Annotated in this window: 25 protein-coding genes and 2 pseudogenes; 15 read left to right on the top strand and 12 right to left on the bottom strand. The window is 38.6% G+C overall.

The window, feature by feature from the left end; all coding sequences use genetic code 11:
• Positions 1-53 precede the first annotated feature (53 nt).
• From SM121_RS01740 to SM121_RS01705, 8 genes are all read left to right on the top strand, one after another.
• Positions 54-644, top strand: coding sequence for a hypothetical protein (locus SM121_RS01740; RefSeq protein ID WP_320911031.1), 591 nt, complete (start codon positions 54-56; stop codon positions 642-644).
• Between the two features lie 9 nt (positions 645-653).
• Positions 654-1673 carry a V-type ATPase subunit gene (locus tag SM121_RS01735; protein ID WP_320911030.1) on the top strand — a complete coding sequence of 340 codons (1020 nt, stop codon included), beginning with the start codon at positions 654-656 and terminating at the stop codon, positions 1671-1673.
• Entirely contained in the window at positions 1654-1974 is a 321-nt protein-coding gene (locus SM121_RS01730) for a V-type ATP synthase subunit F (protein WP_320911029.1), read from the top strand. The genes SM121_RS01735 and SM121_RS01730 overlap by 20 nt, the downstream gene beginning before the upstream one ends.
• Positions 1971-2675 (top strand): GNAT family N-acetyltransferase, encoded by a 705-nt coding sequence (locus tag SM121_RS01725; protein WP_320911028.1) that lies wholly within the window; start codon positions 1971-1973, stop codon positions 2673-2675. The genes SM121_RS01730 and SM121_RS01725 overlap by 4 nt, the downstream gene beginning before the upstream one ends.
• Positions 2676-2708: 33 nt before the next feature.
• Entirely contained in the window at positions 2709-4499 is a 1791-nt protein-coding gene (locus SM121_RS01720) for a V-type ATP synthase subunit A (protein WP_320911027.1), read from the top strand.
• Positions 4486-5871: a V-type ATP synthase subunit B gene (locus SM121_RS01715; RefSeq protein ID WP_003002370.1), complete on the top strand. Its 1386-nt coding sequence runs from the start codon at positions 4486-4488 to the stop codon at positions 5869-5871. The genes SM121_RS01720 and SM121_RS01715 overlap by 14 nt, the downstream gene beginning before the upstream one ends.
• A 3-nt stretch (positions 5872-5874) precedes the next feature.
• The gene (locus tag SM121_RS01710) at positions 5875-6498 is read left to right on the top strand and encodes a V-type ATP synthase subunit D (RefSeq protein WP_003002380.1); all 624 of its coding nucleotides are present in this window, start codon (positions 5875-5877) and stop codon (positions 6496-6498) included.
• Positions 6499-6970: 472 nt separating this feature from the next.
• Positions 6971-8107 carry a LysM peptidoglycan-binding domain-containing protein gene (locus tag SM121_RS01705; RefSeq protein ID WP_320911026.1) on the top strand — a complete coding sequence of 379 codons (1137 nt, stop codon included), beginning with the start codon at positions 6971-6973 and terminating at the stop codon, positions 8105-8107.
• A gap of 86 nt (positions 8108-8193) precedes the next feature.
• Here SM121_RS01705 and SM121_RS01700 read toward each other — a convergent pair.
• Positions 8194-9364 (bottom strand): annotated as a pseudogene (locus SM121_RS01700) (CynX/NimT family MFS transporter).
• An 856-nt stretch (positions 9365-10220) separates the two neighbouring features.
• Here SM121_RS01700 and SM121_RS01695 point away from each other — a divergent pair.
• Together SM121_RS01695 and SM121_RS01690 are read left to right on the top strand one after the other, a co-directional pair.
• Complete coding sequence (locus tag SM121_RS01695; RefSeq protein WP_003009465.1) at positions 10221-10502, top strand: autorepressor SdpR family transcription factor; 282 nt, start codon at positions 10221-10223, stop codon at positions 10500-10502.
• Complete coding sequence (locus SM121_RS01690) at positions 10489-11124, top strand: SdpI family protein (protein ID WP_151379323.1); 636 nt, start codon at positions 10489-10491, stop codon at positions 11122-11124. The genes SM121_RS01695 and SM121_RS01690 overlap by 14 nt, the downstream gene beginning before the upstream one ends.
• 103 nt (positions 11125-11227) lie before the next feature.
• Here the strand turns inward: SM121_RS01690 and SM121_RS01685 are convergent, their stop codons facing one another.
• The 5 genes and pseudogenes from SM121_RS01685 to SM121_RS01665 form a co-directional block, all read right to left on the bottom strand.
• Positions 11228-13006: an ABC transporter ATP-binding protein gene (locus tag SM121_RS01685; protein ID WP_151379322.1), complete on the bottom strand. Its 1779-nt coding sequence runs from the start codon at positions 13004-13006 to the stop codon at positions 11228-11230.
• 106 nt (positions 13007-13112) lie between these two features.
• Positions 13113-13340, bottom strand: a complete 228-nt coding sequence (locus tag SM121_RS01680) for a hypothetical protein (RefSeq protein ID WP_320911025.1) — start codon at positions 13338-13340, stop codon at positions 13113-13115.
• Between the two features lie 817 nt (positions 13341-14157).
• On the bottom strand, positions 14158-14793 hold the full coding sequence (locus tag SM121_RS01675) for an ABC transporter ATP-binding protein (protein ID WP_320911024.1): 636 nt from the start codon (positions 14791-14793) through the stop codon (positions 14158-14160).
• 2 nt (positions 14794-14795) lie between these two features.
• Positions 14796-16808: a DUF1430 domain-containing protein gene (locus SM121_RS01670; protein ID WP_320911023.1), complete on the bottom strand. Its 2013-nt coding sequence runs from the start codon at positions 16806-16808 to the stop codon at positions 14796-14798.
• A 47-nt stretch (positions 16809-16855) separates the two neighbouring features.
• A pseudogene (locus SM121_RS01665) lies at positions 16856-17023 on the bottom strand (lactococcin 972 family bacteriocin); the annotation flags it as partial.
• 170 nt (positions 17024-17193) lie between these two features.
• Here SM121_RS01665 and SM121_RS01660 point away from each other — a divergent pair.
• The 5 genes from SM121_RS01660 (at position 17194) to SM121_RS01640 (ending at position 23085) form a co-directional block, all read left to right on the top strand.
• On the top strand, positions 17194-18042 hold the full coding sequence (locus SM121_RS01660) for a helix-turn-helix domain-containing protein (protein WP_320911022.1): 849 nt from the start codon (positions 17194-17196) through the stop codon (positions 18040-18042).
• A gap of 388 nt (positions 18043-18430) precedes the next feature.
• Positions 18431-19048, top strand: a complete 618-nt coding sequence (locus SM121_RS01655; protein WP_320911021.1) for a tetratricopeptide repeat protein — start codon at positions 18431-18433, stop codon at positions 19046-19048.
• A gap of 193 nt (positions 19049-19241) precedes the next feature.
• The gene (locus SM121_RS01650) at positions 19242-20816 is read left to right on the top strand and encodes an ABC transporter ATP-binding protein (RefSeq protein ID WP_320911020.1); all 1575 of its coding nucleotides are present in this window, start codon (positions 19242-19244) and stop codon (positions 20814-20816) included.
• A gap of 608 nt (positions 20817-21424) precedes the next feature.
• Positions 21425-21697 carry a tyrosine-type recombinase/integrase gene (locus SM121_RS01645; protein ID WP_320911303.1) on the top strand — a complete coding sequence of 91 codons (273 nt, stop codon included), beginning with the start codon at positions 21425-21427 and terminating at the stop codon, positions 21695-21697.
• Positions 21698-21801: 104 nt separating this feature from the next.
• Positions 21802-23085 (top strand): hypothetical protein, encoded by a 1284-nt coding sequence (locus SM121_RS01640; RefSeq protein WP_320911019.1) that lies wholly within the window; start codon positions 21802-21804, stop codon positions 23083-23085.
• A 122-nt stretch (positions 23086-23207) separates the two neighbouring features.
• Here the strand turns inward: SM121_RS01640 and SM121_RS01635 are convergent, their stop codons facing one another.
• From SM121_RS01635 to SM121_RS01610, 6 genes are all read right to left on the bottom strand, one after another.
• Positions 23208-23819 (bottom strand): Fic/DOC family protein, encoded by a 612-nt coding sequence (locus SM121_RS01635; RefSeq protein WP_320911018.1) that lies wholly within the window; start codon positions 23817-23819, stop codon positions 23208-23210.
• A complete protein-coding gene (locus SM121_RS01630; protein ID WP_014713950.1) occupies positions 23812-24000 on the bottom strand; it encodes a hypothetical protein in 189 nt (62 codons plus the stop codon). The genes SM121_RS01635 and SM121_RS01630 overlap by 8 nt, the downstream gene beginning before the upstream one ends.
• Positions 24001-24293: 293 nt before the next feature.
• A complete protein-coding gene (gene rpmG, locus SM121_RS01625; protein ID WP_001265622.1) occupies positions 24294-24443 on the bottom strand; it encodes a 50S ribosomal protein L33 in 150 nt (49 codons plus the stop codon).
• Positions 24444-24458: 15 nt separating this feature from the next.
• A complete protein-coding gene (gene rpmF / locus SM121_RS01620; protein ID WP_003009516.1) occupies positions 24459-24641 on the bottom strand; it encodes a 50S ribosomal protein L32 in 183 nt (60 codons plus the stop codon).
• Between the two features lie 150 nt (positions 24642-24791).
• Entirely contained in the window at positions 24792-24992 is a 201-nt protein-coding gene (locus SM121_RS01615; protein ID WP_003011522.1) for a PTS ascorbate transporter subunit IIC, read from the bottom strand.
• A gap of 2 nt (positions 24993-24994) precedes the next feature.
• On the bottom strand, positions 24995-26017 hold the full coding sequence (locus SM121_RS01610) for an SPFH domain-containing protein (protein ID WP_320911017.1): 1023 nt from the start codon (positions 26015-26017) through the stop codon (positions 24995-24997).
• Positions 26018-26061 lie beyond the last annotated feature (44 nt).

The following is a 26061-nucleotide window of genomic DNA, read 5'->3' as shown; positions in this document are numbered from 1 at the left end:
TTCGCCTCGCGAGGTGAAAAACACAAGACGCATGCAATAGGAGAAAAAACGATATGGATGAACAAACCCAATTAAAGGATTCGATCTTGGCACAAGCCCACGAAAAAGGGCGTAAACTCTTAGAAGAGGCCAAGGAAACCATCCTAAAAGAAGAGACTGCGCAAGAAGAGCGGTTGATCCAAGATAAACTCAATCAACGCTCCGAGCAGCTCAAGCGGATTCAACGTCAATTGCAACGTGAAACCCAACAAATCGAAAATAAAAAACGCCAATCAACCCTTGTCACCAAGCAACGAGTCTTAAAGGATCTCTTTGCAGATGCTTATGAAGCGATGGCGGCTTGGCCCCTTGACAAGGAAATGCAGTTTGTAGATACGATTTTAGACCGCTATCAAGGGCAAGTTGTGACTCTGACATTTGGGGCGGTGAGTGCTAGCAAATTTGATCCAGCAGCTCTCGATAGATTGAAGCAGACTCATCAGAATGTGACAGTTGCAGATGCGACGATTCCAGCTCAGGCAGGCTTTATCTTGTCGGTTGGGAAGATTGATGACAACTATCTCTACCGTGATTTGGTGGATTCCATTTGGGAGCAAGAAAGCTACCAGATGGCAGCCAGCATTTTCACCGATGAAGAGAACTAGGAGGTTGCAATGAGCGAACGGACCTATTCTCAAGTTAATACAGGAATCAGCGTACGTGAGGCTAGTTTTGTCAGTCCCAGTCAGTTCGAGCAGTTGCTTGCAAGTCCCTCCAGTGAGAGCCGAGAAGGCTTGCTACAAGGGACACCTTATGCTTTAGACAGCCACGAGATCAAGGATTTAGCAGCCCTTGAAGAGCGCCTGATGGCAGCCTTGTTGGCGGAATACCAATGGGCTTTTGAGGTAACCCCTCAGTCGGATTTAGTTAGCCTCTTCACCTTGAAATACACTTATCACAATCTCAAGGTATATCTGAAAAACAAGGCGACAGAGCGCAAGTTGGGGCATTTATTGATCCCCATCGGTCCTTATTCTCTTGATGTGCTCGAGCATTTGGTTGCGACCTTTTCTGCGGAGCATTGTCCGGCCTTTATGGCGGAAGAAGTGGCTGCAACTTGGCAGGAATTCCAAGACTATCAGGATTTGCGGGTCCTCGAAATCGGGATGGACTTAGCTTATTTTAAACACCTGAGATACTTAGGAGACAGCCTAGATCATCCAATTCTCAAGCAGCTGGTAGACGTGACCATTGACTTTTACAATGCAATTACGGTCAAACGGGCCTTGGATCAGCAAAAACCGCATAGTTTTATGCACCAATTGCTCTCGGATGAAGGAAGCCTCAGTGCCCATCAGGTGATCGACCTGCTAGAATCGGGTCAGTGGTTGACCTGGTTTTATCAAGTCAATCCGCTGGAGTACGATCTCGCCTTAGAGACTTATGAAGAAAAGATGCGCACCGGTCAACTCAAGACAACAGAGTTGGAGTATTTAGAAAGTTTGGTGAAATTCAGTCTTCTAGACGCTGGCCGTTTTGAAGTCGATGGACCACTCCCTCTTGTTCGTTATCTTTACGGAAAAGAGTTAGAGGTGACCAATCTTCGTTTGGTCCTCTCTGGTTTGGATAATGGTTTTCCGCTAGCAGAAATCAAAGAAAGGATGAGACCGATTTATGGACAAACAGACCTATAAGATCGCCGTTGTGGGCAATCGGGACGCCATCCTTCCTTTTCGCCTGATTGGCTTTCAAACCTATCCGATCACAGAGCCGCAAGAAGCGATCAATACCTTGCGAAGACTCAGTCGGGAAAACTTCGGGATTATCTACCTGACAGAGGATATTGCTCAAGCCATTCCAGAAACAGTGGCTTTTTACGACCAGCAGCTGACACCAGCCTTGATTCTTATCCCGACCCATAGAGGGGCTACAGGACTGGGCCAACAGCGGATTCGTGATAATGTCGAAAAAGCAGTAGGACAGGATATTTTATGAGAACAAATGAATTTGGCCAAGCGATTGGGGATGCACTGCCGGAGTTTACACCGGGGCGTCTGCCAGCTATTGAGCGGATCGAAGGTCGCTATACCGTAATTGAGCGCCTGTCAAAAGAAAAACACGGGGCGGATCTTTATCAGGTCTACGGGCCGGAATCTCCAGCAGCTATGTGGACCTTTCTGTTCAAAGGTCCTGCCCGCAATGAAGAGGAGTGGGACCACTTATTGGATGATCTCATGACAGCCCAAGGTCGCTTTTACTATGCGATTGTAGACAAAGATTCAGGCAAGGCTTTGGGGACATTCTCTCTCATGCGGATCGATCAAGCCAACCGGGTGATCGAAGTCGGAGCAGTGACCTACTCACCAGCGCTCCAAAAGTCTCGCATGGCTACAGAAGCCCAGTATCTGTTAGCGCGCTACGTGTTTGAAGATTTAGGCTACCGCCGCTATGAGTGGAAATGCGATGCCTTAAACCAAGCATCTCGCAAAGCAGCGGAGCGCTTAGGGTTCACCTATGAAGGCTGTTTCCGTCAGGCTGTTGTTTATAAGGGGCGAACCCGCGATACAGACTGGCTGTCTATCATTGATCAAGAATGGCCAGCAATCAAAGAGCGTTTCGAAGCTTGGTTGGATCCAAGCAACTTCGATGCCAATGGTCAACAAAAGCAATCTCTAAGAGAGATAGCGCAAAAGTAATACAAAGAAACAAAGGATTCCCAGGAGGAATACATGACTCAAGGAAAAATTATCAAAGTTTCCGGTCCCTTGGTGGTTGCATCAGGGATGCAGGAGGCCAATGTCCAAGATATTTGCCGGGTTGGCAATCTTGGTTTGATTGGCGAAATTATTGAGATGCGGCGGGATGAAGCCTCTATTCAAGTATATGAAGAAACATCTGGAGTCGGACCAGGAGAACCCGTGATAACAACTGGAGCTCCCCTTTCTGTCGAGTTGGGACCAGGATTGATCTCCCAGATGTTTGACGGGATCCAACGCCCCTTGGAACGTTTCCAAGAAGTCACCGCCAGTGACTTCCTCGTTCGTGGGGTGCAAGTCCCCAATCTCGATCGTGATACCAAATGGGCCTTCGAACCAAGTGTGGCAGAAGGGACAGAGGTGGTTGCTGGAGACATCGTCGGCACCGTTCAAGAGACCAATATGGTGGAACACCGCATCATGGTACCGTTCGGTGTCAGTGGACGTGTGAGCAAGATCGCAGCAGGTTCTTACACAGTTGAAGAGCCGGTTTATGAGATCAAACAGGCAGATGGTAGCCTCTTTACGGGAACCCTGATGCAAAAATGGCCGGTTCGTCGAGGCCGTCCCTTTGCACAAAAACTCATTCCAGTAGAGCCTTTGATCACCGGTCAACGGGTCATCGATACCTTCTTCCCTGTGACAAAAGGTGGAGCTGCAGCTGTTCCTGGTCCTTTCGGAGCTGGAAAAACAGTTGTGCAACACCAGGTGGCCAAGTTTGCCAATGTAGACATTGTAATTTACGTTGGTTGTGGGGAACGTGGAAATGAAATGACGGACGTTCTGAATGAATTTCCAGAATTGATCGATCCAACGACTGGTCAATCCATCATGCAACGGACCGTTCTGATCGCCAACACTTCGAACATGCCAGTAGCGGCGCGGGAAGCTTCCATCTACACAGGGATTACCATTGCCGAATACTTCCGCGATATGGGCTACTCCGTTGCCATCATGGCGGACTCTACTTCTCGTTGGGCAGAAGCTCTCCGTGAAATGTCTGGTCGTCTAGAAGAAATGCCAGGGGATGAAGGCTACCCAGCCTATCTTGGTAGCCGGATCGCCGAATACTACGAGCGTGCAGGTCGGGTCAAGACACTCGGAACCACTGCGCGTGAGGGTTCGATTACTGCCATCGGTGCCGTTTCTCCTCCAGGTGGAGACATTTCAGAGCCGGTAACGCAAAATACCTTGCGGATTGTCAAGGTCTTCTGGGGATTAGATGCTCAATTGGCCCAACGTCGTCACTTCCCAGCCATCAACTGGTTGAGTTCTTATTCGCTTTACCAAGATGAAGTCGGTCGCTATATCGATCTACATGAACAAATCAGCTGGTCTGAAAAAGTGACCCGCGCTATGAACTTGCTTCAAAAGGAAAGTGAATTGCAAGAAATCGTCCGCTTGGTTGGTCTAGATTCCTTGTCTGAAAAAGACCGCTTGACCATGAATGTGGCTAAGATGATCCGTGAAGACTACCTGCAACAAAATGCCTTTGATGAGGTTGATACCTATACCTCTTTCAGCAAGCAGGTGGCCTTGTTGACCAACATTTTGACCTTTGACCAAGAAAGTCAAAAAGCACTAGAATTAGGGGCTTACTTCACAGAAATCATGGAAGGAACCGTGGCTCTTCGGGACCGCATTGCCCGGAGCAAGTTCATCCATGAGGATCAGTTGGCAACTATTCAAGCCCTGAAAGAAGAAATCGTAGAAACCCTACACCAAATCGTCGCAAAAGGAGGAGTAGACAATGAGCGTGATTAAAGAATACCGTACTGTCAGCGAAGTTGTTGGTCCCTTGATGATTGTCGATCAGGTCGAAGGGGTTCACTACAATGAACTAGTAGAAATCAAGCTTCATGACGGAACGACCCGTCAGGGACAAGTCCTCGAAGTCCAAGAAGACAAGGCTATGGTCCAGCTCTTTGAAGGATCTAGCGGGATCAACTTGGAAAAAGCCAAAGTCCGCTTTACCGGACGTCCCCTAGAACTTCCTGTGTCTGAAGACATGGTCGGACGCATCTTTAACGGGATGGGCAAGCCCATCGATGGCGGTCCAGAGATTATCCCAGAGAAGTACTTGGACATTGATGGACAAGCTATTAACCCTGTTTCGCGGGACTATCCGGATGAATTTATCCAGACAGGGATCTCAGCCATTGACCATTTGAATACCTTGGTTCGGGGCCAAAAACTCCCAGTATTCTCAGGTTCTGGTCTTCCTCACAAGGAGTTGGCGGCTCAGATTGCTCGTCAAGCGACGGTTCTTAATTCTGAAGAAAACTTCGCCGTGGTCTTTGCGGCTATGGGAATTACCTTTGAAGAAGCCGAGTTCTTTATGAACGACCTTCGGGAGACAGGTGCGATTGACCGCTCTGTCCTCTTCATCAACCTAGCCAATGACCCAGCTATCGAACGGATTGCCACCCCTCGGATCGCCTTGACAGCCGCCGAATATTTGGCCTATGAAAAAGACATGCACGTCTTGGTTATCATGACGGATATGACCAACTACTGTGAAGCCCTTCGGGAAGTATCCGCTGCCCGCCGGGAAGTTCCAGGTCGTCGGGGCTATCCAGGTTACCTCTATACTAACCTCTCAACCCTCTACGAACGTGCAGGACGCTTGGTTGGAAAGAAAGGATCTGTGACCCAGATTCCAATCCTCTCCATGCCAGAAGATGACATCACCCACCCCATCCCTGACTTGACAGGCTACATCACCGAAGGTCAGATTATTCTGTCCCGCGATCTCTACAATAGTGGTTACCGCCCACCGATCAATGTTCTTCCATCCCTTTCTCGTTTGAAGGACAAGGGTTCTGGTGAAGGCAAGACTCGGGAAGACCATGCGGCGACCATGAACCAGCTCTTTGCGGCTTACGCCCAAGGAAAACAAGCCAAAGAACTGGCTGTAGTGCTTGGGGAGTCTGCCTTGTCAGATACCGACAAGCTCTATGTTAAATTTACGGACCGCTTTGAGCAGGAATACATCAACCAAGGTTTCACTACCAATCGGACGATTGAGGAAAGTTTGGATCTCGGTTGGGAACTCTTATCCATCCTTCCAAGAACAGAGCTTAAACGGATCAAGGATGAGATGATTGACAAGTATCTGCCAAACAAAGAGGATTAGCCTATGGCACGATTAAATGTAAAACCAACTCGGATGGAGCTTAATATTCTCAAAGAGCGCCTCAAGACAGCAACCCGGGGGCACAAGTTGCTCAAGGATAAGCGGGATGAACTCATGCGTCGCTTTATTGAAGCTGTGCGAGAGAATAATCGTCTGCGCCAAAAGGTGGAGGCAGCGCTGGTGGGCAATATGCAAGATTTCGTGATGGCCAAGTCCTTAGAGAGTGACCTCATGGTAGAAGAAATCTTTGCTGTACCCACTCGAGAAGTGATGCTCCATATCGAGGAAGAAAATGTCATGAGTGTGCGCGTGCCCAAGCTCCATGCCCGTATCGATAATCCGTACGGAGATGATGAAGGGGACGTGGTTTATAGCTACCTCGCCTCCAACAGTCAAATGGACAGCACCATTCAAGAAATGGGGGATCTACTTCCAGATTTGCTCAAATTAGCGGAAATTGAAAAAAGTTGTCAACTCATGGCAGACGAGATCGAGAAAACCCGCCGTCGAGTGAATGGACTCGAGTATGCGACGATCCCAGACCTCAAAGAGACCATCTACTATATCGAAATGAAACTCGAGGAAGCCGAACGCGCCAACCTCGTCAGAATCATGAAGGTAAAATAAGATACAAAGCCGTTAAGCAACTCAAAGGAAAATAGGGAGCAGGACAGAAGCACTGTTGTATAGAATGCTTCGTTGTCCTGCCCCCACAAGGCTGATTAGGATTCTTCCGAGCTCTTAAAGCGAGAGAAAAATCCAATCAGCTACTGTGCCTTTGAAGTTAGTACTATTACAGTTTGCGTTTTTCACCCAGCATTTAGGGCGTGTTCAATTACTTAAAAAAGACAAGAACCTCATCAAGAAACCATTCCTAGATGAGGTTTTTTTCATCCTCGAACTCTTCTTCCAGCACCTTATTTTTATGTTACTAGTTTGTAACAATGTGACAAGAAAGACGAAATATTACAAGAAAAATACAGTTTTGTTAAATAGCCAAAAAGGCCTTTTATTATTTTTTTATTGTGATAAGATAGAATAGTAGTTCATTTGTTCAAGAAAATCTTGAGCAAAAAACAAAGAAAAAAGAGGATAAAAGATGAAATTAAAAGTTAATACGAAAGCCTTGATCGCTTCAACAGTAGCTCTTGCAGTGATTCCATTTACAAAAGCCACTGCAGAAACACTTGAAGATTGGGTAGCTCGCTCAGTAGATGAAATCAAACATGATATCCAACAAAGCGGTGAAAACCAACAAACTTATACCATAAAATATGGTGACACATTGAGTTCGATCGCAGAAGCGCTTGGAATCGATGTTCATGTGTTGGCAAACTTGAACAACATCAGCAACATGGATTTGATCTACCCAGGTACTGTTTTGAAAACAACAGTAAATGATCAAAAAGAAGTAACTTCAGTTGAAATCCAAACTCCTCAAGCAGGTTCGACAGATGCAACTGTTGCAAGTGCTGACTTGACAACAAACCAAGTGACAGTTGATGACCAAACAGTCGCTGTCAACGATTTGTCTAAACCAGTAAACGCAGATAACAAAGCTGTTCCAGTTGCTCCAGCAGCGGAAACTCAAGAAACCCCAGCGGAAGCTCCTGTAGTTGAAGTACCAGCAGCAGAAACCCCAGCACAACCAGCTGTTCCAGAAACACCAAACTACGGTGCTCCAGCTGTCAATGTTGAAGTTCAAAATCAAGAAGTAGCGCCAGCTGCTCCTCAATCTACTCCAGTAGCGGAAACTCAAGAAGCTCCTGCAGAAACCCCAGCTGCTCCAGCAGCAGAGGAAGCTCCAGCACAACCGGCAGCAGAAACGACTGCTACCCCTGAAGTGCAACCACTAGCATCAACTCCAACAGCTGCAAATGCCATTCCAACTGATCCACACCTTCAACCGCAAGCGGAAGCTTTCCGTCAAGAAATCGCTGCGAAATTCGGTATCACAAATATCGGTGGTTACCGTGAAGGGGATCCAGAAGACCACGGTAAAGGGCTTGCAGTAGACGTAATGGTTCCGACAAGTTCCGAACTTGGAGATCAAGTTGCCCAATATGCAATTGACAACATGGACCGTGCAGGTATCTCATACATCATCTGGAAACAACAATTCTACATGCCAGTCGACAACATTTACGGACCTGCTAACACATGGAACCAAATGCCAGACCGTGGTGGAGATACAGCAAACCACTACGATCACGTACATATCTCATTTAACGGATAATAAAACTTCGAACTAGGACAAGTGCCTAGTTCTTTTTTTGTATGCACAAAAAAGGCCGGAAGACGAATCTTCCAGCCAGACGATGGTTATAAAATATGATCAACTTTTTCCACCTGATAAAGGGCAATCGCCATGATAATGGTTAAGACCAGTAACATAAGAATGGCAGGTGTCCAAGAGTGGAAGAGAGATTTGCTATATCCAAAGAGGATGGGCCCAAAGGCTGCAAAGACGTAGCCTCCTGTTTGAGCAAGACCAGAAAGTTGAGCCGTTTTTTCAGGTGTACTGGATTTCATGGAGAAAGCGACCATGAGGTAAGGGAAGAGCGAACTAACGGAACTTCCAATTAGGGCATTTAATACCAACCAGTAGAAGAAGTTGCTGATCGGGATTAAGAGCATGGCTACCCCCAGAATCCCTGCTCCGACAACAATCGCAAGCATCAAGCGTCGATTGCGATCGGATAACCGTGTCGTTAAACTTGGGATCGTCAAGGAGAATGGGAGACTGATCAGGGTGAACACGGAGGCCAGTAGTCCAGATTCAACCTTTGAAAGGCCAGCTTGAACAGCCATGGTCGGAAGCCAGGTCATACTTGTGTAGAAAAGCAGTGACTGTAAGCCTCCAAAAATCATGATAGCCCAGACATATTTATTGGTATACCACTTGCTACTAGATTCCGTAGTAGCCGTCTTTTTTAGAGGGTGGTTGTAGCGAAGGTTAGGAATCCAGATGACCAAAGCAAGAGCACACAAGGCTGTCAAGATGTTGACCAAACCTTGCCAAGAAGTGGCTTTGGTGATCGGAACAGCGACAGAAGAGGCGATCGCTGTAGACATCCCCATAGAAGTGATGTACAAAGTGGTCAGAATGCCTAGTTGGCGGGGTCTGTTCGCCTGAATGAGGCTTGGAAGCAGCACATTGAGGAAGGCGATGCCAGCTCCAATCAAGATGGTTCCCAGATAGAGGAAGGGGAGGTTGATAATCCGAATGGCAGATCCGATCGTAATCGCGATCAAAACTAGGAAAAAGAGGCGCTCAATCCCCAACTTTTTAGCAAATTGAATCGCAAAAGGTGAGAAAAGGGCAAAGGTGAGAAGTGGCAAGCTAGTCAATAGTCCCAGAGAGCTCACATCTACCCCCCAAACCAGCAGCGATGTCAGACAAGACCGTCGGAAGCGTAGTAAATGGTGTTCGTAAAACAATCCCAAGCATAATGATGCCCGGGATGAATAGCATAGAATGTGTTTTTTTCATAAATCCTCCTCAGACAAAAATTCCCTTCATTATAACATAGATCGAGCATAAATTGGAGTATTTGTACAAATGAAGGAGAAGGAACGTAGTTCTCACTGTCGTTTGCTAAGGGAATAAGGAACGTAGTTCTCACTATCGTTCGAACTGCGTCAACGTACCTAAGCTCACTAACGTTTGCTAAAGGAATAAGGAACGTAGTTTTCGCTTTGCTCAAACTGCATCAATATCTCTAAATTCGGTTGAACTCTCTGAGTTCAACCGAATTTAGAGATATAGAAAAGCCACCGGTTTTGGTGGCTCTTATAGGGAGATTATTATGAAAAAGTTTAGGATTTTCTATCAAACAAAGTTAGGAGGTCTTTATTTGATGGTTTTATTATAAGGCGGTTTGCTTAAAGAAAACTTAAGAAAAGACGCTGTTTATAAGAATCGGTCTTAAGTCTGACAAAATGCATTAATCATCATTCCAAACAGTAAAATTACTTATTCCATTCTAAAGATCGTAGTTCTCACTGCCGTTCGAACTGCATCACAACGTACCTAAGCTCACTAACGTTTGCTAAGGTACATAGAAAAAGCCACCGGTTTTGGTGGCTCTTATAGGGAGATTATTATGAAAAAGTTTAGGATTTTCTATCAAACAAAGTTAGGAGGTCTTCATTTGATGGTTTTATTATAAGGCTGATTTCTTAAAGAAAACTTAAGAAAAGACGCTGTTTATAAGAATCGGTCTTAGGTCTGATATTTTTTACAACAGAAACTATTTAGATTTTTTTCTAAATAGAGTTGACAAACCCATCCGAAAGTACTAGAATCTATTTAGAAAGAAATCTAAATAGATTGGAGAAGATAGAGAATGAATTTTGCGCAAACATTTAAAGCTTTATCGAATCCGATAAGAAGAAGTATCTTAGAACTGCTAAAGGCGGGGAAATTATCTGCTGGTGATATCGCTGGCCACTTTGATGTAGCAGGAGCGACCATTTCCCATCATTTAAGCCTCCTCAAGCAGGCAGATTTAATTCGAGAGGAAAAAGAGAAGAATTTTATCTACTATGAGCTCAATACTTCTGTCTTGGAGGATTTAATGGTCTGGCTCGTTGATTTGAAAGGAGACTCTACTGATGAAAACGAATAAAAAACTATTGCTATTAACTTCTATGGTGATCCTTTTCCCCATGCTTTGGGGGCTGATGATTTGGTCGCAATTGCCTAACCAAATCCCGATTCACTTCAATTTTGCTGGCCAGCCCAATAACTTCCAATCGAAACCCCTGGTTGTGTTTGGTCTTCCTATTTTCGATCTCATGGTGCATCTGTTTATGATCTTTATGATCGGTCGCGATTCTAAGAATAGCGCTATGAATGAAAAAATGCTAAAAGTAATCTACTGGTTGACTCCAGTCGTTTCCTTAAGTACCTTCTATCTCATCTATAGCAAGGCGCTAGGATCTACTACTAATCCATCAGTTTTTGTTTCGGTTCTGCTAGGGCTCATCTTTGTAATCATGGGCAATTACATGCCTAAGTTGAAAGTGAATCACACGGTTGGAATCCGCCTACCTTGGACCTTGCAGAGTGAAGATAACTGGCACAAAACTCATCGCTTGGCAGGGAAGTTGTGGGTGCTTGGTGGCTTGATCCTTCTTCTTGAAGCAGGCCTTCAATTCGCTCTTTCTTATGTACTGGTGCTGGTCATCCTCGCCATTGTGTTTATCCCTATGATGTACTCTTATCAATTAAGTCGGAAAAATCGTTAGTATAAAAAACAACCAGAGAAGAACTAGTTGGGAACTGATTCTTTTCCGGTTGTTTTTGCTTGTTTTCATAAGAATACGCTCTTATACCGATAGCAATTGAAAGTTAGTTTAATTCTTTGTAATATAAAGAAGATTGCATGGTATAAAGCTCTTCATAGTATTTGTTGGTTTTCATTAAAGCATCATGTTTATCAAATCCTTCAATCCTTCCATTTCTTAATAATAAAATTTTATCTGCTTGTCGGACGCTTGATAATCGATGTGTAATGAAAAATACGGTTTTTCCTTCCGTTAATTTTAAGAATTTCTCAAATAATTCATATTCGGTTCGGGCATCGAGTGCAGCGGTAGGCTCATCTAGAATCAGTATAGGTGAATGAGAGAAGAAAGCTCTTGCCAGCGCAACTTTTTGCCATTGACCTCCTGAAAGGTCACGGCTATGATCGAATTTTTTTCCAAGAATAGTATTTAGGTCTGATAGACTACTTTCAAACCCACTGTCCTCTAATGCCTTTAGGATTTGATCATCTGCATTTATCTCCTGTATATTCGAAATGCCCACATTCTCTCTAAGAGTAAGATCAAATTTAGAAAAATCCTGAAAAATAGCGGATACATTTTCCCTAAATTTCTCTGGGTCAAAGTTGCTAATTGAGATGTTATTGATCAATAATTCGCCTTCTTCGATATTGTAAAATCGGGTGAGTAATTTAATCAATGTGGTTTTTCCTGCGCCGTTTTCTCCAACGATAGCAATCTTTTCTCCCTTATTGACACTGAAGCTGATATGTTTTAAGGCATAGTTTTCATTAGTTGGATACTTAAATGATACGTCTACGAAATCTATTTTTTCAATACTTGATGGCACAGCAACTGTAGCACTCTTAGAGTCTGATGGCAGTGCAATAAATTTGAAAAATTTTTCCATATAAAGTAAGGTGTCGTACAGCAAACTAGAATCTTCAATCAATCTTGACATACTATTAATTGCATACACAATACTTGAAGAAAAAAGCATTACAGCTCCAATTCCCAATTGTCCTACTTTGATAGAATAGATGATATAGATAAAACTTCCTACACTCAATAGAGCAGTTAAAATCAAAAAAATGACAGAACTGTTAAATTTTTTTAACCTTGTCTTTTGAATATTTCTTTTTATACTGGAGAAAGATTGAGTATACTTCTTCATAAAGAAATTGTAGAGGTTGTATAGTCTCACATCTTTGATCGCCTCTGATGATAGCAAAACTTGACTGTAATATTCCAGTTTTCTTGATTCTTCACTGTTGGAAACAAGGACCTCAAAAGCTTGCTGTTGAAGGGAATAAGAAATCAACCCTTGTGGAACTAAAACCAGCAACATGAGCAAGGCAATGACTGGATGAAATGATGCAAATATAACCAGCATTGAAATAAACAGTATTGTATTTGAAATAATACTAGTCCCAAAGACCAATAAATTCACAGGTCTCCAACTGGCTTCTGAACTTAATAATTGAATATCATTATAGAAATTATTGTCTTCAAAATAGTCAATCGTCTGAATTTCCTCAGACTTTTTCATAATATCACAATTCAATGTATAGGTAAGATCATCTGTTAACTTGCCTTGAATCATTGTTGTTAATGGCGTAAATATATTATTTAAAAGGAAAGCTACACCCCATACTCCAAGCAATAAAAATAATAATTGTTGTGACAGGTTGTTCATTCTATTAATGAGTATATTCGCAATATACAATGATAACGAAGGCAATAATGCCTGAATCGGTATCGTGACAATCAAAATTAATACATTGAATGGTGATGTTTTCCACAGATAGAGTATACTTTTAACATACAATGCAAGGTAAGTTTTATATTCGCTAACTTTAACCATTTGTCCCCCCTCACTAATAAAACCACAAGCTCAAAGAAAATAGAGCTTAAGTGAACTTTGACAAAAATAGGTCATTTTTTGAAGTTCTTTATTATGCTATATCTTACTAATGATGATCTTTTTCAGGATTGCTCATAATATGTGTAAATATTTCTTTATATTTATATTTCAGATATTTTTCGTGTAGAATGAACAAAGCTACGTAAACAATCATAAAAACAATAGATAAATACAGCATATCAAATGTACTATGTCCAAAATAAGTTGCGGATTCATAAGATCCAATAGCTCCTAAGATCAACCAAGGAATGTATTTGTAATGCTTCGTTACCATAACACGGATCTCCTTTAATTAAACTAATGAGAATATCTAAAACTAAAAGTCATACCTGTACGTGTAGGATTATAAGGATCTAAGGTCATCAAAGTGCTAAATTCTCAAACCAACTTCTACCGCCAATAAACGTGGAAGTTAATTTGTCAAAACAATGCTATTAAAAAATATAAGGGAAAACTTTTTTGTTAAATAAGGTTATCGTTACTATTAACCAAATATAGTTTTTAGCCAATCAACTATAAGTGGTCTAAGTAATGGGATTAAGAATAGACCTACAATGATACCTAAAATAAATATTAGAGACATTTTTTTGAAGCTTCTTTTGTTCATCTATGGACACATCCCTTCAATGAATGGAATCCCCACCATCGCCAAATATCTAACAAGTTGAAGAGTGGGAGTGATGCTATAAAGAATAAATAGTGATTTTTTTCACGTTTTTCACTTCATTCTTTAATATATATGATATACTAAACATATATCGAAATGTAAAAATGTCACATATATACACATAATTAGAGGTGGAACTGTTATGCGTTGGGATTACGGTACGATCTATAAAAAAATACGGAAATCAAAACATATTAGTCAAGAGGAAGTTTGCGCTGTAGTTTTACTAAATCTCAACGACTATAGATTAAAAATGTATACACTTCTATACAAATAGTAGAAAAGGACTCAGTCCTGTGCAATACAGAACTAAATCCTTTGGATAAATTATTAATCTAACTATTTGGGTGCACTTAACTTTCGGGATGTTTTGTCAGGAAATGAATATGTAACGTAATGAAAATCTGTGCTATTACCCTATTCTTCATTGACTAATTTTTAGGCTTACCACTTGATCAGCTTGTTTCCAAATGGTTGGATTATGTGTTGCAATAATGATCAGACGTTCCTTATTTTTTAATGTTAGGAGTAAGTCCATAATCTCCTGTGAGGTCTCAGGATCAAGAGCGGCAGTTAATTCATCTGCCAAAATTAGAGGAGGATCTTTTAAAATGATCTTTGCCAAGGCTACACGTTGTGCTTCTCCTCCAGAAAGCTCATATACTTTTTGATCTAGTTGAATATAAGATAGTCCTACTCTATCTAATACTTCTTCTTTAGTCTCTCTCTTTTTTTGTTTGTCTAATTTATGACCAATTAATCCCAAATCTAAATTTTCTGAAACAGTTTTATTATCGATTAGTCCAAAATTCTGGAAGAGATAACCTAGTTCATTTCTGAAATAGTTTGTTGGTTTAATCTTTCGTAAATCTTTTCCTTTATATTGAATACTTCCCTGATCATAAGGTTCTAGCTTGGCTAGCATATTTAGTAAGGTTGTTTTGCCACAACCGCTATTTCCGATAAGAGCATAGACTTTACCTGCATCAAAATTTAAGTTCAAATCACTAAATACCGTCCGGTCCCCAAAGGTTTTTGTTAGTTGATGGATTTTAATCATTTCTATGCTCCTTTCAATATAATACTAGCCATCCTATCTTCCTTACGAGAACGATGCATTAGTATTAAAATAGAATTCAAACCAAAGACGCAAGAGGTTAGAAAGACTACCCAAAGTTTATTTGTTAGCAAAAGACCAATAGCCCCTCCCAAAATGAAGATAACTATTTGCCAGATAAAAAATTTCTGGTGTAACTCAAAAAAATTTAATCCTGATATTTTCTTAATAAGAATAGTTTTACGAAATTCTTCAAAGTAGAGGATTGTCATTGTATTAAAGAGTAGAATTGAGGTAGCAATACCGAGAAAACCACCAGCAATGATTGTCAATATTTCAACTTGAATTTTGTGACTCATACCACGATAAACATAATAGGCAAGATCATACTGACTGATATATCTCTTTATTCCACCTTGTTCAACTAGTTTTTTAGTGGCATCCAAACCTTTAAAATACAGATAATCAGATGGATAAGTGAAGAAAGCATTTTGATTTTTTCCAAAAGAGCTTGGTTTAAGGACAATAAGTATAGGATCACTTAGAAATTGTTGATATGAAATTGGTGTAGAATTATATACGAAACGCTTCTTATTGTTTGAAATATAGAAAACACGAGCTTTCATAGCCTGTTGAATTTTATTTCCCTTATCGTTTCGAATCGCTAGGAAATCTTCATAAATTTGACGCAATTTATCTTCTTGATCTTTTAATTTTTCAGGCAATAGTAGTCCAAATTCTCCTTCTCCAAGGCTATTAATGCTCTTCTTATCTTCTTCATTTAATTCTACATTCTGAACATCTAGATAATTAGGAGTCACATATAAGCTATTAGCATACGGATTGTAGTCATTTATCGACATTTTTTCTCCCGTTAAGGGATGTGAAGACAGACCTTTTAGATCGAATGATGCAAATGGATGCTGAACAAGCATTCCTCCATTCTGAATGCCAGTTTCTATGAAGTTTTTCCATTGTTCTTCCAACATTTTTCTACTATCCTGATTTCTAGCCTCTGCCCCAAACTCCCTATTTGTTGAAAGCAATACCCAATCTTTTTGATTTGACCATGCTGTATCTCCAGACTGATGCAATTGCCAAATAGTTGAATAGATACTTGTTCTATGAATGGTAAGTACTATTAAAAGAAAAGCGACCAATTGCCCCAAGTAAAGAATACCCATAATCTGTTTCAAAGGTAACTTTCCTTTGAGCAAAGAAACCAAATGTACCGTTTTAATACTTAAAACATAAAGAAAGCTAAAGAGTATAGAAAGGAACAAAAGTAACAAATTATAAGTTATGTTAGCTGAAACAATAACTGGAACAGAAAATGGTGTGATATGGAATAGACTTACACCACAGATTACAAGAAAAACCCCTGTAATTATCCCTAAAAGTAAATCTCCACAATCACTAATCATTGAGTTTCCAAAAATCTGAGTTAGGTGCAATCCAGAAATATATCGAATCCCAACTGTTCGCATTTCCTTGGTTTTTTGAATAATCATTAAGGCTATAAAAGTTAGTAGAAAAATGACCAAAACGAGTAATTGAGTACCATTTCCCATATACGTAAATAAGCTAAGAAAAATATTTGGATATGAAACAAATGTTTGTGTGAAACCCAATGATTGAAGTTCATGATTTAATCTATCTAGAGTGAGATTTCCAGATAAAATATAATAATTGGACAATAAGCCACTATTGTAAAAATCTTCTTCACTAGCTTTAACAAGGCCATTTGGGATATGGCCAGATCCAAATATTGCATAGGAAAAATGAACCTTACCTTTATCGTCTATTGTTTCAATTTGTTCACCAATCACACTGTCTGTTTCATTTGCTAATTGATCTAAACTGTATTTTACCTGATCTTTTGATACCTCTTTGTTCTGGGAAAGAATACCAATAGCTGGAAAACTATTGTGAATAACCACATATGAGGTTGAAAAACAAATCCAAAGTAGAAAACTTGTTATAAAGATATTTGAAAGGATGACAAAGAAGCGCTTCATACTTTACTCACTTTCTAAAATTTTCATGAATAGTAATATAATCTTTTCTATGAGCTATGAATTTTTTTAAATCCGTAATTAAAATATACTGTTTCACCAAAATTTCTATTTATAAAAGCTCTTGAGGTCTGATGAGAAGGAGCGTAAGCATATGATGATTTACTATCTCTTGCACGAGTTACGCTTGACCAGTGATATTTGTAATCATGGTAATAATTTGAAAATGCACCCCAGTTATTTGGATTGTGAAAGCATTAATACAAAAAATAAATAGTGATTTTCTTTTGCATATCTGCACCTCCTTCTTCTATATATATGATATACTAAACACATAACGAAGTGTAAAAATGTAACATTTATACACATAATTAGAGGTGAAGTTGTTATGCGTTGGGATTACGGTACGATCTATAAAAAAATACGGAAATCAAAACATATTAGTCAAGAGGAAGTTTGCCAGGATTACACTTCAAGAGCGCACTTGTCGCGTATTGAATCGAACCAAGTAGTGCCTAGTTTTGAGTTGATGGAGCATCTTCTAAAGCAAGTTGGCCTAGATTTCGAAGAATTTCGATATATATGTCATTCTTACCACCATTCCGATAGAGAAGAAATTATCTTATTGGCAGAAGATAACAATGCCTACCAATCAAATGATAAATTATTGGAACTGAAGAATAAGAGTGTAGCTTATTTAAAAAAATATCCTAATGATATTCCTGTATCAAATATACTAAAGAGAGTAGAGGTCATTCTTTGTTTACGAGAATCTGGTCCAAATGAAAAGGTAAGAATAACGGCAACGGAAGCTTGGAACGAAATTAAAAATCAGGATGTCTGGTATCATAGTGACCTCAAATTAATTGTCGTTATTTTATTTACACTTCCACTAGAAACAGTGATTTCTATCTGTGATGAAGTGATAGATAGGCTCAATGATTACTCTGATTATACAGAGATTCTTCCCACCAAGTATAAATTACTCTCAAATTTAGCTAGTATTTTTCTGTGGAATGGTTTGATGGAGAAATGTACGAGTATCAGTTATCTATTGTTAGATACGGCAAAAAAAAGTAAGCGATATGATTTTCTAGGAAATGCTAAAGTGACACTTGGAATTTGTTTAAGTGATAAAAAGCTAGTTGATGAAGGCTTGCAGTTACTCGAATTAACTGATGAAATAACGTTGTTGGAAGCATGTAGGTCAGATGTGAAGCGCTATTTCAAAGACTAATATTCCTAACGAAATCAGTCATAAAACTTTTTAAAAATATGATCAACGTGTTATCGTAATCTTGCTTAATGTTAAAGAAAACTGATATAATAAAGTTTATAAAGATGCAGAACTTTTGAATAAGATTTTTGAAGAAGTTAAAACTTATTGGGAAAAATAGAAGGACGCTAGTCTTCAAAATTTCCTCCCAAAATTTGTCTAAAATATTGACAGAATTCCATATAAAGAGGTTTATGATTATTTTAATGCAGATTGATGGTTTATTTTTTAGATTTTAAATTTTAAATTCACCATAGGTGCTAGTACTATTTATCATAATGCTTGACATCGCTTTCAAGCGGGAGTACAATAATTATGAAGTTTGTTTATAGTTGAAAGGGGAAAATAGATGGCCTCTAAACTTGATACAGCTTGGGACTTGTTTCTGGAGGGAAAAACATCAGAAGCTAAAAAGTTGGTTGAACAAGATTTTTCCATTGATACCTGTACAGATTTTAGTCTTTTAAATCTGATGGGATATTTATTGTTAGCAGAAAAAGACTATGCCTCGTGTACCCATATCTTTGAGAAATACATTTTATTAGCTCAACAAAATGAAGATAAAGAACATGAACACATTGGCTTACATCAATTAGCGATGATCTACAGAGATCAGGGTGATTTTCATAAGGCTTTAAAGCTCATTGAAGATGAAGAGAAGATAATTGAAGAGCATTTTCCCAATGATAATCTAAAGAAAGCTATAAATAACTACGAACAAGGCTATGTGAGATTGAAATTAAACAATCTTGATGAAGCTCTTACATTCATGAATCTGTCACTGGAACAATCTTTAGAGACTGATGATGTGATTTCTCAGGCTTGTAGCTACAGAGGGTTAGGTGAGATCTATTTAGCCTTGGAAGATAAAGGATTAGCCAACACACATTTTAAACGAGCTATAGAACTTTTCGAAAGTGTTGGAGAGTTTGAAGGGGTAAAGGAAATTGAGGAATTGAACCCTTAAAAGTTTAAAAGAGATGAGTTCTGTTAATAAGCAGAGCTCTTTTTTTATTTAGAGTTAAGTTCTTTAAGTATTCATTGACCAGACTTATTTTTAGATGTATAATGAACACGTAAAATAAATCACAAAGAATAAAATACAATTATTACAACTTGTATTTCTCAATCATAAGGTGTCTTTTTTCTAGGAGAGATTTATGATTAATATCTTTAAATATCTTGATAAAAAAACAAAATACCTAACCATTATTGGGGCGCTGGCAAATGGGGGTCTCGCTTTGGGGCAACCCTTGGTTGTTGCCAAAGCATTATCGATAGATCAAAATAACCTTACCTATTCTTCTATTTGGAAATTTGCCCTCTTTGGTTTTTCTGTCTATTTCGCTTTGTATAGTCTAATGTTATTTTGTAATCATGCAAATAATGTCTTTCGACGTGAAATTCACATGAATATCCGAACGGCACTTTTTCAGAAGTTAATGGAAGACAGGGAATATAGTGAAGATGAAAAGATTACCATGCTGACACAGGATATGGAATTTTTAGGAGATAACTTTTTTGAACGCTATATGTCTATTTCATGTTGGGGATTTGGAGCGCTGATTACGGCGATCTATATCATTGCCCAAAATGTTTTATTGGGTTCTATCTTTGTTTTCTTCACGATCTTACGTCCCATTCCACAATTCTTAATGAATAATAAGCTAAAGAATTCAGGGGATGAAATGTCTCAGGGAAGAACAGCCGTTCATAACCAAATCTCTGATAGTATTCGAGGGGCTCAAACCTTGCGGATGAATCAAGCCTTGCCTGAAAATTCTCAGCGCGTCTGGAATATCAATCTTCGTTATCAACGAGCCATTCAAAAGTTTGCTTTTACCCATAATATTGTTTTCTTTTGTAATGGTTTCATGGTCTTTCTTAGCCAAGTACTCCCCTTGGTATTGGGGTTCTTCCTTGCCATGCATGGTCATCATGTTTCAGTGGCTAGCCTGGTTGCAATGTATATTGCCGCTGGTCAACTGGTAGGTCCTATACAAAATATCATGTATGATGTGGTTGAAGTACAAGGAGCCAAAACAACGGCAGAAAAGATTTTCGGAATTTTAAATCGAGCAGATGATAGTGAATCGGACAATCATTCGATCTCACAAGTAGAAGAACTAGAAATTTCTCATTTAAGTAAATCTTATAACGGTAGAGAGATTATACGCGATCTTAATCTAGCCATTCAACAAGGCAAAAAAGTCCTCATCAAAGGGCCAAGTGGCTGTGGGAAATCAACCCTCTTTCGAATGATCACAGGGGAAGAAAAGGCGGATGATGGGACGATTACTTGTCGGACAAGGGATGGAGCAAAAACAAGTTGTTTTATTCGTCAGGTAGGTATCATCAGTCAGCATCCTTTCCTCTTTAATGATACTGTTCGCTACAATCTTAGTTTGGGACAAGATTTTTCAGATCAAGAATTGGAGACTGTTTTGAGACAGGTCAAACTCGACCATGAACTAACTGATGGACTTGATTTTGTAATCACTAATAACGGAGAAAATATTTCAGGCGGACAACGAGTCCGGATTGAACTAGCCCGCTTCCTTCTTCGTAAAAAGGATATTTTATTAGCAGATGAGGTAACTGCAGCTCTTGACGTAGAAAATAGCCAGATGGTTCGAGACTTGATTTTCTCACTACCGATGATGGTGTTAGAAATCGCTCACCATATTGATTATGAAAGTCGATACGATCAAGTCATTGAACTAAGAAAAAATTGAATTATCTTCATGATAAGATAAAGTAGTGAGTACTCTCTCCAGTCGGAAACTTCCTCACTACTAATCTTAATATATTTGTTAACTGTAGTGGGGGACGAAAATTTTAACAACGAGGAAGGATATGTTTGTCCTTTCTTTTTTGATGTCGGGGACATGAAAGCGTGCTTCTTATGGTGTGAACTTTTTGGTGAAATCTAGCTCAATTCGTTTATTTTCAGGGTAAAATTCACACCATTCAATTGAAAGTTATTCAAATTAGATGAAATATTTCTTTCTTAAAAACATGTGGAAAGATTGATATTAAGCATATATTGAAATTCATTCAAATACGAGGTGTTCAAAACAGGTATTACAATTTATAAGCAAAAGAACAAATAACAAAAAGAGGAGCTTCACACTAAAGTTCCTCTTCTTTTAAATATCCGAATCATTATTTTTATTTCAAAAAGGTAGTGATTCGGTTGATTTATATTGCAATGTAGTGAAATTTAGAATTTCAAAAATCGCTTTAAATCAAGGTTTTTCACATCTATTGACGTGTAGTGAATCCCTATTTTACTTCTATAAATAACAAACAGGGCAGAGCATTGTATCATATAGAAATTTCAATGTTCTTAAGAGGTGGAACTAGTCAGTCCGCTAAGTATAATAAGAAAAGTAGAAAATCCTATAAGGATATTGACGATCTAGTAGATTTTGATAAACCTGTTCACATAGTTCCCCATATGTTCCGACATAGTTTTGTTTCAGTCATGGCTGATAAGATTGTAAGCCTAAACGTTATTAGAGAGTTTGTAGGACATTCAGAAGATAGTAGAGAGATAGAAAAATCTATCTTCATGTCATGCAAAAAAGAAAACATAAAATTGAACAAGCCATGATAGATTTAGCTAAAATCATAAAATGAGTAATAGTTGTGGTTATTGATTCAGTTTCATTAAAAAAATGATATGATAGTGATATAAAGTATCAATTAGGTGTAGGTATGATAAATAGACAAGCTAAGAAGTTTTTTGATTATTATTTAAAAATAGTTGCAACAGAAGAATATCAATCTTATTATCAAAGACATGAGCAGGAAGGATTAGAATTTCATAAAAAGTACATTGAAGAAAAACATCCCGAATGGAGGACACGGACAGACTATTTTGATGAATTCTCAATTGGCGAGTTTATTATTTTAGATACACTTTCAAATGAGGGTGTTAATAAATTAACGAAGCGTTTATATTCGTTGCCAAAGTCGAAATTTAAAGTGAAAAATTATTATAAAAAACCTACTATATTTAAAAAATACGACTATGTCCATTTAGAATATTTAAGGCATGGAGTCGGAATTTTTGCTGAAATTGAGATAATTGGAGATAATTTTTTCAGCAGTATTGAAATAAGTTGGGCGACGGTAAATAATTATTATGCTATTTTTCAATATAGATTTCATTTCAAACAAGTATTGACAGAGTCTAATCTTCAATTATTTATTTCTGATAATATCAAAAACTTGAGTAAAAAAGATTACATTAATTGGTATATTCTGGATGATGAGGACGATAAGCTTAATTATCTATCTATTGGTCAGATGACAAATGAACTTCCTTCTTTGATATGTCAACATTACATAACTACGTTTTTATATAGCGAAAATGGGAAAATGAACAAATTAATTAATCTAACAGTTGCTTTTCGAAAAGACAAAGTTGATATAGATAAAATATACTTCGGGGATATTAGTTATAGTCTATATAATAAAAAAGGCAATTACTATATTTCAAATAGTTTTAATGATAGTGATTATGTTCTATACTCAGGAAGTAATTTCATTCCTAGATTTAGTATTTTAGGGTCTATATCACAATATGGGAACGAGCTCTATTACTTATTATTTGGAGAGCGAGAGCTTCACATTTTTGAAAGAGATTTTTCGAAATATGTATCAGGAAGAAAGAACATAATGTTTAATAAGAATTTTTTAAACCTTTTGAAAAAGATACAAAGCCTATCGGAGTCAGAAAACAGAATAGATATTTCTAATTTTAAAAAAGACTTTGAAGATTCTTGGACTATATTTGTATCAAATGACGAAGTTCAGCTAGAAAATTTATTTCATAAAAATTTGTCATATTATCGAAATGTAATTAAAGAAAATTATTCCTATTTGAATATGCTTACTGAGATAAATTACACAAAGACAAATACCATAAGTTCTACCGTTGCTACGATAGTCTCCATCATTGCTACCATTATATCTGTTATTGCACTCCTAAAGTGATATAATCAGTTAAAATTCAGTTATTTTGCTAAAATTAAAAGAAAAAAGCCTTTGAAATGCTGATTTCATAGGCTTTTAATATATCTAATCACTTCACTTTTGTAATTATCAAGTATTACAATCTATATTTCTTTTAATATTTTACCAAATAATTCTTCTAGCTTCCCTAAGTCTCCATAGACAGTTCCGTCCATATAAAGGTTGTAAACTTCATCATCTTGTTCCACTCGTATTTGTGCAGAATATCCTTTTGATAGTGCTAAGGAACGAATAACTTCTCGTTGAGTTCGTCCATTTCCTTCTCGAAAGGGATGGAAATAATTAAGATTATCAAGAATTTTTGCTAAATGTTTAATGATTTCATCTTTTGAGTTGGCAGTTTGATGATAGGAATGAATGAGATGATTTATATAAGTTTCAGCAGCATTAAACGACTGTATCGACATAAAAGGATTACCACTTTTAGAGATATTCACCTTGCGATATTGTCCTGACCAGGCATAAACATCCTGAAACAAATAGTTATGAATGGCTAAAATATTACTCATGGAATAGACTTCAATGGCTTTCAAGCGCAAGTCTGCAAGTCTTTTAGTAACGAATAAGTGTTCATTTCGATAGGCTTCTTCAATATTTGTAACATTTTGTTTATTGATTAAGACTGCGGAATTTGGATAGGTATATTGGTGATTGGGGTCAATGTACTCATAGCCTTCGTATTGATTTTTAACCAATATTCAATTCCTTTCGTCTGTTGATAACATAAGTTTTTAAGTCAATCACATCTTGAACAGTAGGTTCATAATTTTCAATCATTGATGACCCAATAGCATACCAGACAGTATCAAAATCTGAAAAGTTATCAAAGGGAATCCCTAAAATTGTTAATTCTTCTTTATTTACATCAAGAGTCATGGCACACCTCCTTGTATAGAGTTATCCTTATTATACCATAAAATCGGTATTTTCACCTAAAGGATAGAGACCAAAAGATATATGTAAGCGTATAGATTAATACTTACAGAACTAAAAATATTCCCCTGTTTTTAGTCCAACTGAAACCCATACTTTCCAAACCAGGTCTTAAGAAAAAAGGTAGAGAAAAAGGTAGAGTTTGAATTGAAATATAGTGCAATATATCGCATTTAGCAAAAAGAAAAAACGCTTGAAATCAGCGTTTTTCTTATGTATTGATTCGTATTGAACCTCTACTTAACTTCAGTAAACACGACGTGTTTGCGAAGTTTTGGTGAGTATTTCTTCAATTGAAGACGGTCTGGAGTGTTACGTTTGTTTTTAGAAGTAAGGTACAAGCGTTCACCAGATTCTTTGTGTTCAAGTGTAATATTTACGCGCATGGTATCTCCCTTCTATTATTCAGCTGATGCAGCTTTAGCGATCTTACGTCCTTTGTAGTATCCTTTAAGTGATACACGGTGTGAACGTGAGTAATCTCCAGTTGCTTCGTCAAAGTTTACAGATGGAGCTGTTACTTTGTAGTGCGTACGACGTTTGTTTTTCTTCGCTTTTGATGTGCGACGTGCAGGTACTGCCATTTCGTTATTCTCCTTTTAAGATATAAATTCAATTAGGTTTGATTTTCATCAACTTTAACAGTATAACAAAACTTTTTTGTAAAGTAAAGTTACTTGACAAAAAATTGTTAAAAAAATCTCCCGCCCCATCAAATGGAACAGGAGTTCTCCTTAAAGGTCTATTTCAAATGGCTCATCAATCGTTTCCGAAACGTATTTGCCATCCTTTTTTCGTTGTTTGACACATTCTGTCAGCAGGTACTCGATCTGCCCATTGACCGATCGAAAGTCATCTTCTGCCCATGATGCGATAGCAGCATATAACTTGGCTGACAATCTAAGTGGAATCTGTTTTTTCTTTTGGTCAGCCATTCTTAATAGAGACTTCCCGTATTAACAATTGGTTGTGCATCATGATTGCCACAGAGAACGACGAGAAGGTTCGAAACCATGGCAGCCTTCCGTTCTTCGTCTAGCTCTACAATCTCTCCTTCGCTCAGGCGTTCAAGGGCCATTTCAACCATCCCAACTGCTCCGTCGACAATCATCTTCCGCGCATCGATAATGGCAGAAGCTTGTTGGCGTTGAAGCATGACAGCTGCGATTTCTGGAGCATAGGCCAAGTAGGTAATACGAGCTTCTAGAATTTCGAGTCCAGCATCTTTTACACGTGCTTGAATCTCTTCTCGAATACGACTGGCCACAATTTCACTGGAGCCTCTTAGGCTACCCTCATCTGCCTGGCCGTCTCCTGTCGTATCGACATTAGGAGCTACATCATAAGGATAGATGCGGACAATATTACGAAGAGCACTATCACACTGCAATGAGAGATATTCTTTGTAGTTATCCACATTGAAGACTGCTTTAGCCGTATCTACTACACGCCAAGTGACTGCAATACCGATTTCTACAGGATTTCCCAAACAGTCATTAATCTTCTGACGAGAGTTATTCAAGGTCATCACTTTTAAGGAAATATTCTTTTTACCTGTCTCGATAGAAATATTGTTACCTTCTGCTGTTTTTTTGACAGACATGGGTGACTTGGTGGTGACATCACCACTTTGGCCCAAGCGGGTGTTATTGGCAGGATTGACAGAGACACAGAAGGGATTGACAAAGTAAATACCCGCTTCTCGAATGGTTCCAATATAGTTCCCAAACAAGGTCAAAACCAAGGCCTCTTGCGGTTTAATAATTTTGATCCCCGCATAGCACACCAGACTAGCAATAAAGAGAAAAATACAGGTAATAACTGCAATCGCAAGTGGAAAACCTTCTGGTAGACTAGCAATCGCACTAATAAAGGCTAAAACTAAGACAAGATCCCCAACTAGCAAGCCTATAAGGGCGGCTAAGCCGTTTTTCTTTTGGGTTAAAATTTTTTCTTCCATGGGACGAACCCTTCTTTCTTTATGATATCTAAATGATATCACTT

Source organism: Streptococcus sp. S1, assembly GCF_034137685.1.
In the GTDB taxonomy this organism is placed as follows: Bacteria; Bacillota; Bacilli; order Lactobacillales; family Streptococcaceae; genus Streptococcus; species Streptococcus dentalis.
Note: the sequence above shows the minus strand (reverse complement) of the source record. Positions and strands in the feature narration are given on the sequence as shown.

What these genes read in the sequence shown, in the direction of transcription:
- SM121_RS01740 (WP_320911031.1), top strand. Translation starts at nt 54, where the DNA reads ATGGATGAACAAACCCAATTAAAGGATTCGATCTTGGCACAAGCCCAC.
- SM121_RS01735 (WP_320911030.1), top strand. Translation starts at nt 654, where the DNA reads ATGAGCGAACGGACCTATTCTCAAGTTAATACAGGAATCAGCGTACGT.
- SM121_RS01730 (WP_320911029.1), top strand. Translation starts at nt 1,654, where the DNA reads ATGGACAAACAGACCTATAAGATCGCCGTTGTGGGCAATCGGGACGCC.
- SM121_RS01725 (WP_320911028.1), top strand. Translation starts at nt 1,971, where the DNA reads ATGAGAACAAATGAATTTGGCCAAGCGATTGGGGATGCACTGCCGGAG.
- SM121_RS01720 (WP_320911027.1), top strand. Translation starts at nt 2,709, where the DNA reads ATGACTCAAGGAAAAATTATCAAAGTTTCCGGTCCCTTGGTGGTTGCA.
- SM121_RS01715 (WP_003002370.1), top strand. Translation starts at nt 4,486, where the DNA reads ATGAGCGTGATTAAAGAATACCGTACTGTCAGCGAAGTTGTTGGTCCC.
- SM121_RS01710 (WP_003002380.1), top strand. Translation starts at nt 5,875, where the DNA reads ATGGCACGATTAAATGTAAAACCAACTCGGATGGAGCTTAATATTCTC.
- SM121_RS01705 (WP_320911026.1), top strand. Translation starts at nt 6,971, where the DNA reads ATGAAATTAAAAGTTAATACGAAAGCCTTGATCGCTTCAACAGTAGCT.
- SM121_RS01695 (WP_003009465.1), top strand. Translation starts at nt 10,221, where the DNA reads ATGAATTTTGCGCAAACATTTAAAGCTTTATCGAATCCGATAAGAAGA.
- SM121_RS01690 (WP_151379323.1), top strand. Translation starts at nt 10,489, where the DNA reads ATGAAAACGAATAAAAAACTATTGCTATTAACTTCTATGGTGATCCTT.
- SM121_RS01685 (WP_151379322.1), bottom strand. Translation starts at nt 13,006, where the DNA reads ATGGTTAAAGTTAGCGAATATAAAACTTACCTTGCATTGTATGTTAAA.
- SM121_RS01680 (WP_320911025.1), bottom strand. Translation starts at nt 13,340, where the DNA reads ATGGTAACGAAGCATTACAAATACATTCCTTGGTTGATCTTAGGAGCT.
- SM121_RS01675 (WP_320911024.1), bottom strand. Translation starts at nt 14,793, where the DNA reads ATGATTAAAATCCATCAACTAACAAAAACCTTTGGGGACCGGACGGTA.
- SM121_RS01670 (WP_320911023.1), bottom strand. Translation starts at nt 16,808, where the DNA reads ATGAAGCGCTTCTTTGTCATCCTTTCAAATATCTTTATAACAAGTTTT.
- SM121_RS01660 (WP_320911022.1), top strand. Translation starts at nt 17,194, where the DNA reads ATGCGTTGGGATTACGGTACGATCTATAAAAAAATACGGAAATCAAAA.
- SM121_RS01655 (WP_320911021.1), top strand. Translation starts at nt 18,431, where the DNA reads ATGGCCTCTAAACTTGATACAGCTTGGGACTTGTTTCTGGAGGGAAAA.
- SM121_RS01650 (WP_320911020.1), top strand. Translation starts at nt 19,242, where the DNA reads ATGATTAATATCTTTAAATATCTTGATAAAAAAACAAAATACCTAACC.
- SM121_RS01645 (WP_320911303.1), top strand. Translation starts at nt 21,425, where the DNA reads ATGTTCTTAAGAGGTGGAACTAGTCAGTCCGCTAAGTATAATAAGAAA.
- SM121_RS01640 (WP_320911019.1), top strand. Translation starts at nt 21,802, where the DNA reads ATGATAAATAGACAAGCTAAGAAGTTTTTTGATTATTATTTAAAAATA.
- SM121_RS01630 (WP_014713950.1), bottom strand. Translation starts at nt 24,000, where the DNA reads ATGACTCTTGATGTAAATAAAGAAGAATTAACAATTTTAGGGATTCCC.
- rpmG (WP_001265622.1), bottom strand. Translation starts at nt 24,443, where the DNA reads ATGCGCGTAAATATTACACTTGAACACAAAGAATCTGGTGAACGCTTG.
- rpmF (WP_003009516.1), bottom strand. Translation starts at nt 24,641, where the DNA reads ATGGCAGTACCTGCACGTCGCACATCAAAAGCGAAGAAAAACAAACGT.
- SM121_RS01615 (WP_003011522.1), bottom strand. Translation starts at nt 24,992, where the DNA reads ATGGCTGACCAAAAGAAAAAACAGATTCCACTTAGATTGTCAGCCAAG.
- SM121_RS01610 (WP_320911017.1), bottom strand. Translation starts at nt 26,017, where the DNA reads ATGGAAGAAAAAATTTTAACCCAAAAGAAAAACGGCTTAGCCGCCCTT.